Genomic DNA, 15,854 nt, shown 5'->3' on the forward strand with positions numbered 1-15,854 from the left:
AGAAGGGAAGTTGCAACGTGAGTAAGAAAGAAGAGACAAATGAAGAAATACAAGAAGAACACATGGAGGCAATTGATGATTCAGGTGTTTCTGAAACAGAAGCTGAAATGACAGAAGTAGAAAATGCTCAGGCTGAGTTATCAGAAATGGAAGATAAATTTTTAAGAGCTCGTGCTGAAATAGCAAACATGAGCAATCGTTTCAAAAACGAGCGAGAGTTACTTGTTCGTTATCGCTCACAAGACCTAGGTAAAAAATTATTACCTTCGATTGATAACTTAGAACGTGCGATGGCAATAGAAGTCGATGATGAACAAGGCGCAAGCTTGAAAAAAGGCATCTCGATGGTTCTTGAAGGCTTACAAGCTGCGTTGAAAGAAGAAGGCATCGAAGAAATCCCAACAATGGGTGAAGCTTTCGATCCTAATTTACATCAAGCAGTCCAAACGATTCCGGCAAGTGATGAAATTCCAGCCGATACAATCGTTGAAGTATTACAAAAAGGGTATAAATTACATGACCGCGTTTTACGAGCAAGCATGGTTGTTGTTGCACAGTAACAGCAAAAAAATGTTTGTATAATATAAATTGAAAAAAATTAAAATAGAAGATAGGAGATCATTAATTATGAGTAAAATTATTGGTATTGACTTAGGAACAACAAACTCAGCAGTTGCAGTATTAGAAGGCGGAGAAGCAAAAATCATTGCGAATCCAGAAGGTAACCGTACAACCCCTTCAGTAGTATCATTTAAAAATGGCGAAATCCAAGTTGGTGAAGTTGCAAAACGTCAAGCAGTAACTAATCCACATACAATTGCCTCAATCAAACGTCATATGGGAGAAGCAGGATACAAAGTAGAAGCAGATGGCAAATCTTATACACCACAAGAAATTTCTGCAATGATCTTACAATATCTAAAAGGTTTCGCAGAAGATTATCTAGGTGAAAAAGTTGATAAAGCAGTTATCACTGTTCCTGCTTACTTCAACGATGCACAACGTCAAGCAACAAAAGACGCTGGTAAAATCGCTGGTTTAGAAGTTGAACGTATCGTTAACGAACCAACAGCTGCAGCATTAGCTTATGGTTTAGATAAAACAGATAAAGACGAAAAAGTATTAGTATTTGACCTTGGTGGTGGTACATTTGACGTATCGATCCTTGAATTAGGGGATGGCGTGTTCGACGTATTATCAACTGCCGGTGACAATGAACTAGGTGGAGATGACTTTGATAACAAAATCATCGACTACATGGTAGCAGAATTCAAAAAAGAAAACGGTGTTGACTTATCTAAAGATAAAATGGCTGTTCAACGTTTGAAAGATGCTGCTGAAAAAGCGAAAAAAGATTTATCAGGTGTTACTTCAACACAAATCAGCTTACCGTTTATCACAGCAGGAGACGCTGGTCCATTGCACTTAGAAATGAACTTAACTCGTGCGAAATTTGATGAATTAACAAGTGATTTAGTAGAACGTACAAAAACTCCTGTACGTCAAGCATTGAAAGATGCTGGTTTGAATCCTTCTGAAATCGACGAAGTTATTTTAGTTGGTGGATCTACTCGTATTCCAGCTGTCGTAGAAGCTGTTCGTAAAGAAACAAACAAAGAACCAAACAAATCAGTTAACCCAGATGAAGTAGTCGCAATGGGAGCTGCAATCCAAGGTGGGGTTATCACTGGTGATGTGAAAGATGTCGTATTATTAGATGTAACACCATTGTCATTAGGTATCGAAACTATGGGTGGCGTATTTACTAAATTGATCGATCGTAATACAACGATCCCAACAAGTAAATCACAAGTATTCTCAACAGCAGCAGACAATCAACCAGCTGTAGACATTCATGTATTACAAGGTGAACGTCCAATGGCTGCTGATAACAAAACTTTAGGTCGTTTCCAATTAACAGATATTCCAGCTGCTCCTCGTGGTGTGCCACAAATCGAAGTAAGTTTTGATATCGATAAAAATGGTATCGTAAACGTACGTGCTAAAGATTTAGGAACACAAAAAGAGCAAACAATCACAATCAAATCTTCATCAGGTTTATCAGATGATGAAATCGAACGTATGGTGAAAGATGCTGAATCTAATGCTGAAGCAGATAAAGCACGTAAAGAAGAAGTTGACTTACGTAATGATGTTGATGCTTTGTTGTTCACTGTTGACAAAACGTTGAAAGAACTAGAAGGCAAAGTTGACGCTGAAGAAGTGAAAAAAGCAGAAGATGCTCGTGATGAATTAAAAGCTGCTGTTGAAGCAAACGATATCGAACAAATGAAAGAAAAACGTGATTCATTAAACGAAATCGTTCAAAACTTAACAGTAAAACTTTATGAACAAGCAGCGCAACAACAAGCACAAGAAAATCCAGAAGCTGCACAAGGTGGAGCAGATGATGTTGTAGATGCTGACTTTGAAGAAGTAGAAGGCGACGATAAATAATCGTTAACAAGCTGGCAAAGACCAAAGTCATCGCTTTGGTCTTTGCCTATCTTTATTTGTAGAGAAAGTTGGCTAGTAAATGAAGTGAAGCTATTTTGCTTTTGCTTGATTTGTGGTATGATTACAACGATGTTTTATACAAATAAATTGCTGACGATCCTTTTTTAGAATAAATGGAATAATAGTTGGAGGGGAATTAATGGCTACGAAAAGAGATTATTATGAAGTCCTAGGTTTAGCAAAAGGCGCTTCAGATGATGAAATAAAAAAAGCTTACCGTAAGCTTTCCAAGCAATATCACCCGGATATCAATAAAGAAGCAGATGCTGAAGAGAAATTTAAAGAAGTGTCTGAAGCATATGAAGTATTGAGTGATCCTCAAAAGAAAGCGGCATATGATCAATATGGTCATGCAGGTACTGATCCTAACTACGGTGGAGGCGCTGGTGGTTTCGGCGGCTTTGGTGGTGGCGGATTCTCCAGCAGTGGTTTTGGCGGATTTGAAGATATTTTCGATTCATTCTTTGGCGGCGGTTCTCGAAGTGTAGATCCAACGGCACCTAGACAAGGGGCTGATTTACAATACACCGTTAACTTGAAGTTTGAGGAAGCGATTTTTGGTGTGGAGAAAGAAATCAAGTACAATCGTGAAGATAACTGTGAAACTTGTGGTGGTAACGGTGCGAAACCTGGTACGCATCCTGAAACTTGTCACAAATGTCATGGTTCTGGTTCGATCAATGTTGAACGTCAGACACCACTTGGACGCGTGATGAGTCGTCAAACTTGTGATGTTTGTCGTGGTACGGGTAAAGAAATCAAAGAACCATGTCCAACATGTCACGGAACTGGGCATGAGAAAAAAGCACATAAAGTGAAAGTCAATGTTCCAGCCGGAGTAGAAGACGGACAACAAATGCGTTTGGCTAATCAAGGGGAAGCTGGAATGAACGGTGGACCGTATGGCGATCTATACGTTGTATTCAGTGTAGAAGATAGTAACATTTTTGATCGTGAAGGATCAGAAATTTATTACGAGTTACCATTGAGCTTTGTTCAAGCAGCGTTAGGTGATGAAGTCAAAGTACCGACTGTTCATGGGGATGTAAAATTAAAAATTCCTGCAGGCACTCAAACTGAGACAAACTTCCGCTTAAGAGGCAAAGGTGCACCTCGCTTACGTGGCGGCGCTACTGGCGATCAACATGTGAAAGTCAAAGTCATTACACCGAAAAACTTGAACGATGAACAAAAAGAAGCATTGCGGACATTTGCTAAAGCTGGCGGTCAAACCGTTAGTGAACAGCAAGAAGAAGGATTCTTTGATAAGATGAAAGATGCTTTTGGCGGTAAGAAAAAGAAATAAACTATTAAAGCTTCTCAAGCTGTACTGAAACCGGCACAGCTTGAGAAGCTTTTTTGATTGCGATCATACTTGATAAAGCTCAAGCAAATTTTTAATACGTTTTTTCAATTCGGATCTAACATGAGGTGGTGTAAGGCATTCGCATTGATTGCCAAAACCTAAAAGTAAATTATAGCCGAACTCATCTTCCATAAAAGGAAATTCGACAATCCATTTTTCAGAATCAGGAGCAGGAACAATAGTTAACTGTCCAAATTTATCGATTAATTGTTCTTTGATTTTGTGTGTTACTTTCAGCGTTGTAATGGTGAAGTCTTTACCATAAAATGGCTCTTTTCCCAACGCTTTAGCTTGAAATGCACGTGGGACAAACGTTGTTGATAGTAGGTCTAAGTTATTTATTCTAGAAAGTTTAAATGTACGAAAATCATTTTTTTCTAAACAGTAAGCTTGTAAATACCAACTGATTTCTTTTAAAACAAGTCGATAAGGTTCGATGATTCGAGTTGTTTTTCGACCTTGGTTGTCCTCATATTCAAAGCGCAATAAGCGCTGTTGATCCATACCAGATTTAATGATTTCTAAATAGGGTTGTAAGGTATGATTGCTGGTCCATGGAGTGAGATCAATCGCTATTTGGTTGGTTTTGAACTCGATGTCTTCTAGAGAACCAGCTGGAACAAGTGATTTTATTTTTTCAAAAGTTTGACTGAGTTGAATCGGAGATACATTGTTAGATAAACTTTTTAAAGCAATCAACAGAGAGGTGAGATCAGTGGATGTAAAAAAATGTTTATCTATTTTGTAATTATCCATAATTTGTATCCCACCATTTACCCCAGGGTGAGAGGTGACAGGGATGCCCGCTTCAGCGAGTGAGTTAATATCTCTGTAAATCGTTCGAACAGAGACTTCTAGTATATCAGCCAATTGAGAAGCACTGATTTGTTTTTTATCTAATAAAATCATAGTTATTGCAAGTAGTCTTTCAGTTTTCAATAAAGCACCTTCTTTTTTAGAGAGAATCCTTGTTCTTATTATAACTAAAAATCAGCTGAATTGGGATGGAAAGTCAAAAGAGTTGGTTTAACTAAATAGAAAATGTCTAGGGCTAGTTTGGAAAAATTGACTTTAATGAGATAAATTTATATAATTACGTTGTTGTTTAAAGCAATATGTAGATTAAATAAAGATAATGAAGTTTTTTTATAGGCAGCACACTTTTATAAAAGTGACGGCTGTTTTTTTATTGTTAAATAGGGCAGCTATCTAATATACTAGCAGAGAAAGGAACTTTTAGATGAACAAACACTTTTTTCAACAAAGACATCCTTTAGTTATTTCCTGTTATTATCTGTTGATGCTGTTGATTGCGATGAGTACGACGAATCCATTGATTATCAGCTGCCTTTTTTTAGGTAGTTTGACACAACAATTGATTTATTTAAATGGAAAACCAAAATATACGATTATTTATCCTTTATTTTTTTGGGGAGTTATAACGTTGACGAATCCATTATTTATCCATCGAGGCGGTACAATTTTATTTTTCTTTTTAAATAAGCCAATTACGTTAGAAGCTTTTATCTACGGTTTTTTTATGGGAATGATGATTACAGCTGTCATTTACTTATTTCAAAATTTTCAATCAGCAGTTGATTCTGAGCAGCTTTTTTATCTTTTTGGACGACGATTTTCTAAGGCGACGATGATTTTAACCATGGTTTTTCGATTTATTCCATTGTTTCAGCAATATTACCAAGAGTTGAATCAGGTACAAAAACATGTGCAGAGGACACAAAAACGTACTTTTAAAGAGAAAGTTTCTTATGGATTGGATTTATTTGGAAATTTATTTTCCTGGGCTCTAGAAAATGGAATGGATACGGCAGATTCGATGAAAGCACGAGGGTATGGTGTGGGGGTTAGGAGTAGCCGTATCACTTATCGTTGGAAGATAGTAGATACGTTGGCTCTGATCATGATCGTCAGTTTAAGTTGTCTATTTTTGTTGCAATTAATGCAGGGAAATTACGAATTTAATTATTATCCTTATCGAGATAATATCTTGTTACGAATAGAAGAGCACAGTACGGATTATCTATTGTTTATTTTCTTAGCGTTTTTACCAGCACTGAATCGAGTACGGGAGGTGATCATTTGGACTATCTTGAAATCAAAAATCTGAGTTTTCAATATGCTGGAAATGAGAAACAAGTGTTGGATAATGTATCATTATCGATAAACCAAGGAGACTTTATGTTAATCTGCGGTGCTTCTGGAAGTGGAAAGTCGACCTTATTAAAAATGCTAAAACCACAACTGACACCAGCTGGCAAACGAACAGGGGATATCTATCTAAATAATGAAAAATTAACGGATCTTCCAGAAAGTTTCTCAGCAAGTAACATCGGTTATGTGATGCAAAATCCAGAAAATCAAATTGTAACGGATAGTGTTTGGCAAGAGCTAGCGTTTGGGTTAGAAAATATGGGAATTGCTTCATCTGAAATGAAAAGTAGGATTGCTGAAATGGTCAACTATCTTGGGATTCAAGAGCTGATCGATTTTAAGACTAAAGATTTATCTGGTGGACAAAAACAACTGCTGAATTTAGCTTCCGTTTTAGTTATGAGACCGGATATCTTGATTTTAGATGAGCCGACCACTCAGCTTGATCCAATCGCTTCACAGAATTTTATTGATATCTTAGTACGATTAAATAAAGAAATGGGTCTGACGATTCTATTAGCTGAGCATGATTTAGAAGCTATTTTTTCATTAGCCAATAAGGTTGTACTTTTAGATAAGGGGCAACTGATTTTTTCAAATAAACCTACGACGATTTCCCGCGAAATCAAAAACAAGCAACATGATCTTAAACGTTTTATTGCCAGCTTACCTAGTGCTGTTCAGATTTATCTGGAAAGTGGATTAAATGGAAAACCCCCACTTACGGTTTTAGAAGGTAAACGATTTTTAGCACACCATTTTCCTAAAAATGCTGATGATAAAATGGAAAAATCAAATCAACGAAGGAAACTTGATAAAAAAGAACAAAACATAAGCATTCAAATAAAAAATGGTTGGTTTCGTTATGACAAAAAGGGTCGTGACATTTTAGCAGGAGTGGATCTTGATCTGTATGACGGAGAGATATTTTCTCTAGTCGGAGGCAATGGAACGGGAAAAACAACGTTATTAAAGGTAATTGCTGGCATTCATGAATGTTATCGAGGAAAAATAAAGATTTTTGATCAAACGCTTAAAAAAAATCAGCAAGAAATTGGCTATTTACCTCAAACGCCTCAACTGATGTTTATTAAAGATTCCGTGATAGAAGACTACGAAAATCACTTGAAAACTAAACGGATTGATGCCCAAGATCAAATCAAAAAAATCACTGAATTACTTGATTTGAAAGGCATTCTTACACAGCATCCGCTTGATTTAAGTGGTGGTGAAAGTCAGATGGCGGCACTAGGGAAGTTGCTCTTAACTGATCCTAAAGTGCTATTATTAGATGAACCGACCAAAGGAATCGATGGTTATGGAAAGAAACAATTGATCAGATTGCTAAAAAAATTATCACATCAAGGTAAAACGATCCTAGTTGTGACACATGATTTAGCGTTTGCTGCTGAATTATCTGACCGTTGCGGTTTGTTTTTCCAAAATAATGTGTTAACAACTGGGGCACCAAACGATTTCTTTAGTCATCATAGCTTTTATACGACGGCTGCAAGCCGAATTTCTCGCGAAACATTTTCAGGTTTGGTTACAACAGAGCAAGTAATCGCTGCGTGTAGGGATTTGAAAGGAGTTGCTGATGAGTAAAAAAGAGTTTAAAACACTGGTAATTAATGTTTTATTTGTACTAGTTTTGGTTAGTATATGTATGATACTGTTTCAAGCTAGTCAATATCAGGTTATTTCTATGTTGCTAATTATTAGCGCCTGCTTTCCGATTTATTATCGTTATGAAAAAAAACAAGTTAACATTAAAGAAATCGTTTTGATTGCTATATTAATAACGGTTGCAGTTTTAGGGCGTTTTCTATTTTATATGATTCCGGCAATTACACCGATGACTGCAATTATCATTATTTCAGGTATCAGCTTAGGTTATGAAGTTGGTTTTTTGGTCGGATCATTATCGGCGGTTGCTTCTAATATGTTGTTTGGTCAGGGACCGTGGACACCCTTTCAAATGTTTTCTTGGGGAATGATCGGTTTTCTTGCAGGGCTGCCTTGGATGCGGAAAATACTTGGAAAAAGCTATTGGTTTTTAGCACTTTATGGTATCTTTGCAGGATTGTTCTTTTCATTTTTTATGGATGTTTGGACTGTTTTTTCAATCGATCGCTATTTTTCTTGGCAAAGATATTTAGCTTTATTACTTACAGCAGTTCCATACACGCTGTCTTACTGTTTCGCAAATGCGTTCTTTTCGTGTTTACTGTTTAGAGTAATTCAAACAAAGCTTCAACGTATTTTAATCAAATACGATATAAAATAATATAATTAAAGGTGGAACTCAAATGAAAAAAGTAATAAAAGCAGCAATGATTGTAACGGTTATCTTTTTATTAGGTGCATGTGGTAAAACAACAAATACGAATGATACAAAAAAAGCCAAAGAAGAGTTACTAAAAGTTACGATCATCTTAAAGGAAGATAACAAAGAATTTGATAAAAAAGAATTAAAAGTCAAAAAAGAAGAATCGCTTCAAACAATTATGGAAACAAATTATAAAGTTGATATGGATAAAGATTTTATCAGCGGCATCGATGGTCATCAACAAGATGCAAAAACGAGTAAATACTGGATGTATGATGTGAATGGTAAACAACCTGATGTAGGAGCGGTCGAGTATTTTCTAAAAGATGGTGACACAGTTACTTGGACTTTGAATAAATTATAAAATAAATAGATATGTTTAACAAACCCTGACAATCAGTTGTCAGGGTTTGTTTGTTAGAATGAACTTGTCAGTTAGATAATTGAACAATAAAGGAGCTAACATTTTATGAACACAACAGAAGTATTTAAAAAAATCATGAAAGAGCAAACAGAAATTGCTCTAGCGACAAGTGTAAAGGAGATACCGAATGTACGAATCGTCAATTTCTTTTACGATGAAACAAAAAAATGTTTATTTTTCTCCACCTTCAAGGGCAACGAAAAAATCACTGAGTTTCAAAAAAATCCCAACGTGGCTTTTACAACAATCCCAACTGAACAAACAAATCATGTTCGGGTACATGAGGCTAAGGTCAAAAAAAGTGAGTTGACTGTGTATGATGTTGCGGAACAATGGATTCAAAAAATTCCAAGCTATGTAGAAAACATCAAACAGGCAGGGGCAATGCTGGAACTATATGAAATTCATTTTACCAAAGCAATCGTAATTTTAGGAATGGCTAGTAGAGAAACTATCCTACTATAGGATAAAAAGGAGAGAATAGTATGAATTATTGGATCGGGGTGGCGTCTAAAGATCATGTGAAACTTGGTGTAATAGGTGGTTTTTGCCAACTATGCCATGGTAAATCAGCGCCACTGAATAAAATGAACGCAGGCGATTGGTTGATTTATTATGCACCTAAACAGAGTTTAAAAACAAAAGAACCGTGCCAAGAATTCATTGCATTAGGACAGGTTTTACCAGGAGATACATATTCATTTGAAATGGCTCCAGGTTTTATCCCTTATAGGAGAAATATTGACTTTATAAAAAATATTCAACCTGTTCCATTACAAGCAGTTGCTGAGTTTCCATTGTGGCAGGAATATCGATCACGTTTGAGATTTGGACATTTTCAAATTCCGAAAGAGCTATTTGATTTTATCGTTTCTGGTATGAAAACTGCATAATTAAGAAAAAATCAGGACAGAGGTGGGATAGAAATGTTTATCCGTATTCCACTCTCAGCCTGATTTTTTAATTTTCTATTTTAAATAACTATTCGTAACGTAATGCTTCAATTGGATCAAGTTTCGCAGCTTTTCTGGCTGGATAAACACCAAAGAAAATCCCGATAGCACTTGAAAATACTAAAACAGCAACAATTGATGTCAACGTAAACTGAGCAGTAATGTCTAAAGCACTTGCAACAGTAACAGCTAAGATTGCCCCTAAAGTAAGACCAATCAAGCCGCCGATCAAACATAAAATGACTGATTCCGTTAAAAATTGGAAAAGAATATTACTATCCGTTGCACCTAACGCTTTTCTTGTGCCGATCTCCCTTGTTCGTTCAGTTACAGACACTAGCATGATATTCATTACACCAATTCCTCCAACAAGGAGAGCAATTGCAGCAACCGCTGCGATAAAATTAATAAATAATCCTAAGACGTTATTTACTTGATCTAATGCTTGTAAGAAATTGGTTGCGGTATAGACATTATCGCCGACTGTATTATGACGAACAGAAAGAATATTGACGATTTGTTTCGATACAGCATCGATGTCGTCTTTTGATTTAGCAATGACTGTCAAACTAGTGATTTTTGTTGCGTCAGGATTTAAATTATTGGCCGTTGTGAGCGGAATGGAAACATAGCCCATCATTTCTTTTTCATCAAAAGAGCCGACCATTTTTTCAACAGTACTTTTGGTAACCCCGATGATTCTTGTGCTGACTTGTCCTTTTTGTCCGCTTAAATTGATTTTCTCACCTACGACATTTTCTCGACCATTAAAAAAATAACGGGCTGTATCAGCGCTGATTATAGCGACTTTGCTGCCTTCAGAATATTCGGTTGTGTTGAAATAACGACCGTAAACAATATCTTTATCCATTGTTTGATTGGTATATTGCAAATCAGGTGTTCCAGCCATGATCAGTGTGGGTTTTGATTGACCATTTGCTGCACCAACTGCTTGGATCGAAACAACAGGAGAGATATGATCGATTTGCGGAATACCTTCTTTCAAAGCTTTAATATCTTTACTTGTAATTTTTTGATTATCAGTGGCATCCCGACTCGTTGAAACAGAAATCGTAGAGGCACCTAAATCGCTGAATGTGCCGGTGATTTGACTCGTTGCGCCATTACCAACAGCTAAAATCGCGATAACTGCTGCAATTCCGATGATAATTCCTAACATGGTCAAAAACGAGCGCATTTTATTGGCTAAAATACTGTCGATCGCCATTTTAAAACTTTCAATAATTCCCATAGGAAGGCTCCTTTCTATAGTGTTTTTCGCTCAAGTACAGGCTGATCATCAATGATTTCACCATCTCGAAAAGACACGATTCGTTTCGTGTATTGTGCTACATCGGGTTCATGAGTAACCATGACTACGGTTGTACCAGCATTATTTAAATCTTGGAAAATTTTCATGATTTCTAATGTTGTTTTTGAGTCTAAATTTCCTGTTGGTTCGTCAGCCATCAAAACAGCAGGATCATTTACGATAGCACGTGCAATGGCTACGCGTTGTTTTTGTCCACCGGAAATAGCATTAGGTCGATGGTTGACCCGATCAGCCAAACCGACTTTTCTTAAAGCCTCTAAAGCTCGTTCTTTCCGTTCTTTCCCAGAAATTCCGGAGTAAACCATCGGTAGAGCAACATTATCTAAAAGTGACATCCGCGGCATTAAATTAAAAGATTGAAACACAAAACCGATTTCTTTGTTTCTAACATGGGCACTTTCATTGCTAGAAAGATTGGTGACATCTTGTTTATTTAAATAATAAGAGCCTTCATCAAAACGATCCAATAAGCCAAGTATGTTCATCATTGTTGATTTACCAGATCCACTAGGCCCCATAATAGACGTAAATTCGCCTTGTGCAATATGCAGGGAAACATTTTTTAAGGCAATTAATTCTTCTCCGCCAGTAGGATAGATTTTTACCACATTTTTTAAATCAATCATTGTTTCACCTTCTATTCTTTGGTTACTTCAGTCTTGTTTTTGATATCAGAGTTGGGCGAAAGAATCACCGTATCATTTTCTTTTAAGCCACTTTTTACTTCGATCAATTTATCTGACTGAATGCCGATTTTAATTTTTGTCTCTTTAGCTTGGTTATCTTTAATAACGTAAACGATCGGTTCATTCTTATCATTGTAAGTTAATGCTTCAATTGGTAAAGAAAGCACATTTTCAACAGTGTTTGTGGTAATATCTACATCTGCATCAAAACCGGCAAATAAATTTTCAGGGGCTTTATCAAAGGTTACAACAGCACCTAAACTTGCGTTTGTTCCAGTTGCTGATTGTGTAGTAACTGCGACTGGATCTTTTTCAGCAATTTTTCCGTTAAAGGTTTGGTTGCCACTTGTGATTTCTACTTTTTGATTAAGTGCGACAGCAGATGCTTCAGAATTTGATAATTCTAGCTGCACTTTTAAGGTGGAAAGATCATCAAGTTGAATCGAGGCTTTACCTTGTTGGGCATTTGTATCCGCTTGTTTTGCTTTGATATTGACTTGAGTAATAGTACCATTGAAAGAGGCAATCAACTGCAGGCCGTTATCGTAGGTTGCTAGAACAGCGTCTTTTTCTACCTTATCACCTACAGCAACATTCACATCGATAACATTACCTGTTCCCATAAGTGTCTGTGTTTGATTAGGAATCAAGGTTCCCGTAGTTGATAGTTTTTCAATGATTGTTTCTTTTTTTACTTCACCGGTCCGAACACTGATTGTATTTGTTTTCCCAGCATTTACTTGAACAATTGAGAAAATCACAACTGCCACAATTAAAACTGCAAGGATACCGAAAATAGTTTTCTTTTTCATAAATTTCAGCTCTTTTCTCTTTAGTTTATGACAAGATGTCATTTATGTAAGCTTACTCTTTTTTTCATAGAAAGTCTAAGATTTATTTGTTTTTTTTAAGGATTACTAAATAATTCAAGGTGTTTCTATTTTTGATGAATTTTTTTTAACACGCTGTCTTTCTTGAGGTATAATTGAGCAAAAGCACACTTGAAAGGGGAGAAAAAAATGAAAGATTTTGTCTATGCAGTTAGTGATATCCATGGAGAATATGAGTTGTTCAAGGAACTGATCCAGTATTTTGATCCGACAATGCATCAGTTAGTATTGATTGGAGATTTAAATGATCGTGGTCCAAAAACAAAAGAAAGTTTTCTCCTGGGAAAAGAATTAGTCGAGAAATATGGTGCAGTCTACCTTAGAGGAAATCATGAGGAGTATTTTCTCCAGTTTTTAAATAAGCCGGAAGATTGGTTCACTAGCTATATTCGTAATGGCGGCAAAGAAACGATGGAAAGTCTGCTTCATAAAGGCGCGACGGAAGAATATTCTCCAACAGAAATTAGTATGATGATTCGTAGCCGATACAAAGAGTTGATTGAATTTTTGGTTGAACGACCGTTGTATTTTGAATGGGAAAATTATATTTTTGTCCATGCTGGTGTTGACTTGACTAAAAAAGATTGGCATGAAACAAGTGCGCATGATTTTATCTGGATCAGAGAGGCTTTTCATCAAGGTAAAAATCATACAGGGAAAAAAATCGTCTTCGGTCATACAATTACGCCGATGCTTCATGGAGATATGGAAAGGACTGATTTGTGGCTTTCAGATGATAAAATCGGTATCGATGGAGGCGCAGTATTTGGTGGCTCGGTGCATGGCGTGATTTTTGACCAAAAAGGCATTGTGCAAGATATCGAGTATCAAAATTTAAAAGGACCATGGCAGCCAGATTTTTGAGACTATATTGTTTCTATTTTTAAGTAAAATAACGAAAGACTTGCTTCAGCATGTTTGTCCGCCTATATTTCAAGGTGAAAATATGCTAAAATGAGACAGTATGTTTAATGAAAAGAGGTATGTAAATATGGCAGAAGCTTATAACCAAGAAGTAGTTGATTTACTTCAGAAAGAATTGACAGAATATCGTCCAAAACAAATAACAACAGTGCTGACTTTACTGAGTGAAGGAAACACTGTTCCTTTTATTGCACGTTACCGTAAAGAAATGACAGGCAGTTTAGATGAAGTACAAATTCGTGAAATCGAAGAACGTTATACTTATTTAGGCAATCTAGAAAAACGAAAAGAAGAAGTTCTACGACTGATCGAAGAACAAGGCAAACTAACAGAAGAGTTAGCTAAGTCAATTCAAAAAGCGACCAAAATGCAACAAGTGGAAGATTTATATCGTCCTTACAAGCAAAAACGTCGTACGAAAGCGACAATTGCCAAAGAAAAAGGCTTAGAACCTTTAGCTGACTGGTTAATGAGTTTGCCAGCCCAAGCAGATGCGAGCGCAGAAGCTCAAAAATATGTTGATTCAGAAAAAGAAGTTGAATCAGCTGAAACAGCCTTGCAAGGAGCTCATGAGATCATTGCTGAACGAGTAAGTGATGAACCAAAATTCCGAACATGGATTCGTGATTTTACGTTCAAACATGGTCAATATGTCAGCACGGTCAAAGATAAAGAAAAAGATGAAAAGTCTGTTTACGAAATGTATTATGATTTTTCAGAACCTGTTAGTAAAATGGTTTCACATAGAGTATTGGCAACAAATCGTGGTGAAAAAGAAGATATCTTGAAAGTAGCTATTTTAGTAGATGAGGAAAAAATCAATTCTTATTTAGAACGCCAATTGATTGGTACTAACAAACAATCATCAACTGCTAGTTACGTTGAAACGGCCTACTTAGACAGTTACAAACGATTTATAGGTCCAGCAATCGAACGTGAAATCCGCAATGAATTAACTGAAAAAGCGGATGAACAAGCAATCAATATTTTTGGTGAAAACTTGCGTAATTTGTTGTTGCAACCACCGTTGAAAGGTAAAGTTGTTCTAGGCTTTGACCCAGCTTATCGGACAGGATGTAAAATGGCGATCGTAGATGCAACTGGAAAAGTCTTAGCAATCCAAGTGATCTATCCTCATAAACCAGCATCAGGAGAAAAACGTGCAGCAGCAGGCCCAGCTTTCAACAAACTGATTGAAAAATATCAAGTTGAAATGGTGGCGATCGGAAATGGAACAGCCAGCCGTGAATCAGAGCTGTTTGTTGCAGAACAATTAAAACAAATCAAGCGTGATGTTTTTTACGTGATTGTTAATGAAGCAGGTGCTTCTGTTTATTCTGCGAGTGATGTAGCTCGAACAGAGTTTCCAGACTTGCAAGTTGAAGAAAGAAGTGCGGTCAGTATTGCTCGCCGCTTGCAAGATCCCTTAGCAGAACTTGTAAAAATCGATCCGAAAGCTGTCGGCGTAGGTCAATACCAGCATGATGTTTCACAAAAACGTTTAGCTGAGCAATTAGATTTTGTGGTCGAAACAGCCGTTAACCAAGTAGGGGTTAATGTAAACACCGCAAGTCCACAATTATTGCAGCATATTTCGGGTTTAAACAAAACAACCGCTCAAAATTTAATGGCTTATCGCGACGAAAATGGGGCCTTTACAGCTCGAAATCAAGTCAAAAAAGTCCCTCGTTTAGGTCCAAAGGCTTATGAACAAGCAATCGGATTTTTGCGAATTCCAAATGGAAAGAATATACTGGATAATACTGGGATTCACCCAGAAAGCTATGATGTTGCCAAAGGGATTTTAGAAAAAGCCGATGTTAAATTAGCAGAGCTTGGAACCTCGGAGGCTGCTCAACGTATCAAAGGCTTGTCTATAAATCAATTAGAGGAAGAATTATCTGTTGGAAGTGAAACACTGAAAGATATTATCCAAGCCTTGGTTCAACCTGGAAGAGATATGCGTGATGAAATGCCTGCACCTCTTTTAAGAAAAGACGTTCTGTCAATGGAAGACCTTAAATCGGGCATGGAATTACAAGGGACAGTCCGTAACGTGATCGATTTTGGTGCATTTGTTGATATCGGCGTGAAACAAGACGGATTGGTGCACATTTCAAAACTTAGCACAAAGTTTGTTAAACATCCTACAGATATTGTAGCAGTCGGAGATGTTGTGACAGTTTGGGTGGAAGATGTCGATACGAAGAAAGGGCGCATCAGCTTAACGATGCTGCCACAAGTTGAAAGGAAAGAGTGA

15 protein-coding genes are annotated in these 15,854 nt (G+C 36.8%); 11 read left to right on the forward strand and 4 right to left on the reverse strand.

Annotated elements, in window-relative coordinates:
• The first annotated feature begins 17 nt into the window (after positions 1 to 17).
• The 3 genes from grpE to dnaJ all read left to right on the forward strand — a co-directional run bounded on the left by grpE (position 18) and on the right by dnaJ (position 3,823).
• Positions 18 to 560 (forward strand): nucleotide exchange factor GrpE, encoded by a 543-nt coding sequence (gene grpE, locus JZO69_RS02865; RefSeq protein WP_207111402.1) that lies wholly within the window; start codon positions 18 to 20, stop codon positions 558 to 560.
• A gap of 67 nt (positions 561 to 627) precedes the next feature.
• A complete protein-coding gene (gene dnaK / locus JZO69_RS02870) occupies positions 628 to 2,457 on the forward strand; it encodes a molecular chaperone DnaK (RefSeq protein ID WP_207111403.1) in 1,830 nt (609 codons plus the stop codon).
• A gap of 199 nt (positions 2,458 to 2,656) precedes the next feature.
• Entirely contained in the window at positions 2,657 to 3,823 is a 1,167-nt protein-coding gene (dnaJ, locus tag JZO69_RS02875) for a molecular chaperone DnaJ (RefSeq protein WP_207111404.1), read from the forward strand.
• 63 nt (positions 3,824 to 3,886) lie between these two features.
• Here dnaJ and JZO69_RS02880 read toward each other — a convergent pair whose 3' ends face one another.
• Positions 3,887 to 4,822 (reverse strand): helix-turn-helix transcriptional regulator, encoded by a 936-nt coding sequence (locus tag JZO69_RS02880; protein WP_207111405.1) that lies wholly within the window; start codon positions 4,820 to 4,822, stop codon positions 3,887 to 3,889.
• A gap of 301 nt (positions 4,823 to 5,123) precedes the next feature.
• Here JZO69_RS02880 and JZO69_RS02885 point away from each other — a divergent pair, with 301 nt between their 5' ends.
• The 6 genes from JZO69_RS02885 to JZO69_RS02910 all read left to right on the forward strand — a co-directional run bounded on the left by JZO69_RS02885 (position 5,124) and on the right by JZO69_RS02910 (position 9,701).
• Positions 5,124 to 6,011 (forward strand): energy-coupling factor transporter transmembrane component T, encoded by an 888-nt coding sequence (locus tag JZO69_RS02885; protein ID WP_207111406.1) that lies wholly within the window; start codon positions 5,124 to 5,126, stop codon positions 6,009 to 6,011.
• Positions 5,984 to 7,660 carry an ABC transporter ATP-binding protein gene (locus JZO69_RS02890; RefSeq protein WP_207111407.1) on the forward strand — a complete coding sequence of 559 codons (1,677 nt, stop codon included), beginning with the start codon at positions 5,984 to 5,986 and terminating at the stop codon, positions 7,658 to 7,660. The genes JZO69_RS02885 and JZO69_RS02890 overlap by 28 nt, the downstream gene beginning before the upstream one ends.
• A complete protein-coding gene (locus tag JZO69_RS02895; RefSeq protein ID WP_207111408.1) occupies positions 7,653 to 8,342 on the forward strand; it encodes an ECF transporter S component in 690 nt (229 codons plus the stop codon). Before JZO69_RS02890 ends, JZO69_RS02895 begins: the two co-directional genes overlap by 8 nt.
• A gap of 22 nt (positions 8,343 to 8,364) precedes the next feature.
• Positions 8,365 to 8,748, forward strand: a complete 384-nt coding sequence (locus JZO69_RS02900) for a DUF4430 domain-containing protein (RefSeq protein WP_207111409.1) — start codon at positions 8,365 to 8,367, stop codon at positions 8,746 to 8,748.
• Between the two features lie 105 nt (positions 8,749 to 8,853).
• Entirely contained in the window at positions 8,854 to 9,273 is a 420-nt protein-coding gene (locus JZO69_RS02905) for a pyridoxamine 5'-phosphate oxidase family protein (RefSeq protein WP_207111410.1), read from the forward strand.
• Between the two features lie 20 nt (positions 9,274 to 9,293).
• Positions 9,294 to 9,701 carry an EVE domain-containing protein gene (locus JZO69_RS02910; RefSeq protein WP_207111411.1) on the forward strand — a complete coding sequence of 136 codons (408 nt, stop codon included), beginning with the start codon at positions 9,294 to 9,296 and terminating at the stop codon, positions 9,699 to 9,701.
• An 88-nt stretch (positions 9,702 to 9,789) separates the two neighbouring features.
• On the opposite strand, the gene JZO69_RS02915 is transcribed toward JZO69_RS02910, so the two are convergent.
• From JZO69_RS02915 to JZO69_RS02925, 3 genes are read right to left on the reverse strand one after another with little or no spacing between them, the layout of a single operon-like run.
• Positions 9,790 to 11,013, reverse strand: coding sequence for an ABC transporter permease (locus JZO69_RS02915; RefSeq protein ID WP_207111412.1), 1,224 nt, complete (start codon positions 11,011 to 11,013; stop codon positions 9,790 to 9,792).
• Between the two features lie 14 nt (positions 11,014 to 11,027).
• Positions 11,028 to 11,720: an ABC transporter ATP-binding protein gene (locus JZO69_RS02920; protein WP_207111413.1), complete on the reverse strand. Its 693-nt coding sequence runs from the start codon at positions 11,718 to 11,720 to the stop codon at positions 11,028 to 11,030.
• Between the two features lie 11 nt (positions 11,721 to 11,731).
• Positions 11,732 to 12,592: an efflux RND transporter periplasmic adaptor subunit gene (locus JZO69_RS02925; RefSeq protein ID WP_207111414.1), complete on the reverse strand. Its 861-nt coding sequence runs from the start codon at positions 12,590 to 12,592 to the stop codon at positions 11,732 to 11,734.
• A 207-nt stretch (positions 12,593 to 12,799) separates the two neighbouring features.
• Between JZO69_RS02925 and JZO69_RS02930 the strand changes: the two genes are divergently transcribed.
• Together JZO69_RS02930 and JZO69_RS02935 are read left to right on the forward strand one after the other, a co-directional pair.
• A complete protein-coding gene (locus tag JZO69_RS02930) occupies positions 12,800 to 13,534 on the forward strand; it encodes a metallophosphoesterase (protein ID WP_207111415.1) in 735 nt (244 codons plus the stop codon).
• A gap of 127 nt (positions 13,535 to 13,661) precedes the next feature.
• Entirely contained in the window at positions 13,662 to 15,854 is a 2,193-nt protein-coding gene (locus JZO69_RS02935) for a Tex family protein (RefSeq protein WP_207111416.1), read from the forward strand.

It is taken from the genome of Candidatus Enterococcus ikei, from assembly GCF_017316105.1.
Classification (GTDB): domain Bacteria; phylum Bacillota; class Bacilli; order Lactobacillales; family Enterococcaceae; genus Enterococcus_L; species Enterococcus_L ikei.

Coding starts and splice junctions, on each gene's coding strand:
- dnaK (WP_207111403.1), top strand. CDS start 628: ATGAGTAAAATTATTGGTATTGACTTAGGAACAACAAACTCAGCAGTT.
- JZO69_RS02930 (WP_207111415.1), top strand. CDS start 12,800: ATGAAAGATTTTGTCTATGCAGTTAGTGATATCCATGGAGAATATGAG.
- JZO69_RS02900 (WP_207111409.1), top strand. CDS start 8,365: ATGAAAAAAGTAATAAAAGCAGCAATGATTGTAACGGTTATCTTTTTA.
- JZO69_RS02935 (WP_207111416.1), top strand. CDS start 13,662: ATGGCAGAAGCTTATAACCAAGAAGTAGTTGATTTACTTCAGAAAGAA.
- JZO69_RS02895 (WP_207111408.1), top strand. CDS start 7,653: ATGAGTAAAAAAGAGTTTAAAACACTGGTAATTAATGTTTTATTTGTA.
- JZO69_RS02885 (WP_207111406.1), top strand. CDS start 5,124: ATGAACAAACACTTTTTTCAACAAAGACATCCTTTAGTTATTTCCTGT.
- dnaJ (WP_207111404.1), top strand. CDS start 2,657: ATGGCTACGAAAAGAGATTATTATGAAGTCCTAGGTTTAGCAAAAGGC.
- JZO69_RS02920 (WP_207111413.1), bottom strand. CDS start 11,720: ATGATTGATTTAAAAAATGTGGTAAAAATCTATCCTACTGGCGGAGAA.
- JZO69_RS02905 (WP_207111410.1), top strand. CDS start 8,854: ATGAACACAACAGAAGTATTTAAAAAAATCATGAAAGAGCAAACAGAA.
- JZO69_RS02910 (WP_207111411.1), top strand. CDS start 9,294: ATGAATTATTGGATCGGGGTGGCGTCTAAAGATCATGTGAAACTTGGT.
- JZO69_RS02915 (WP_207111412.1), bottom strand. CDS start 11,013: ATGGGAATTATTGAAAGTTTTAAAATGGCGATCGACAGTATTTTAGCC.
- JZO69_RS02925 (WP_207111414.1), bottom strand. CDS start 12,592: ATGAAAAAGAAAACTATTTTCGGTATCCTTGCAGTTTTAATTGTGGCA.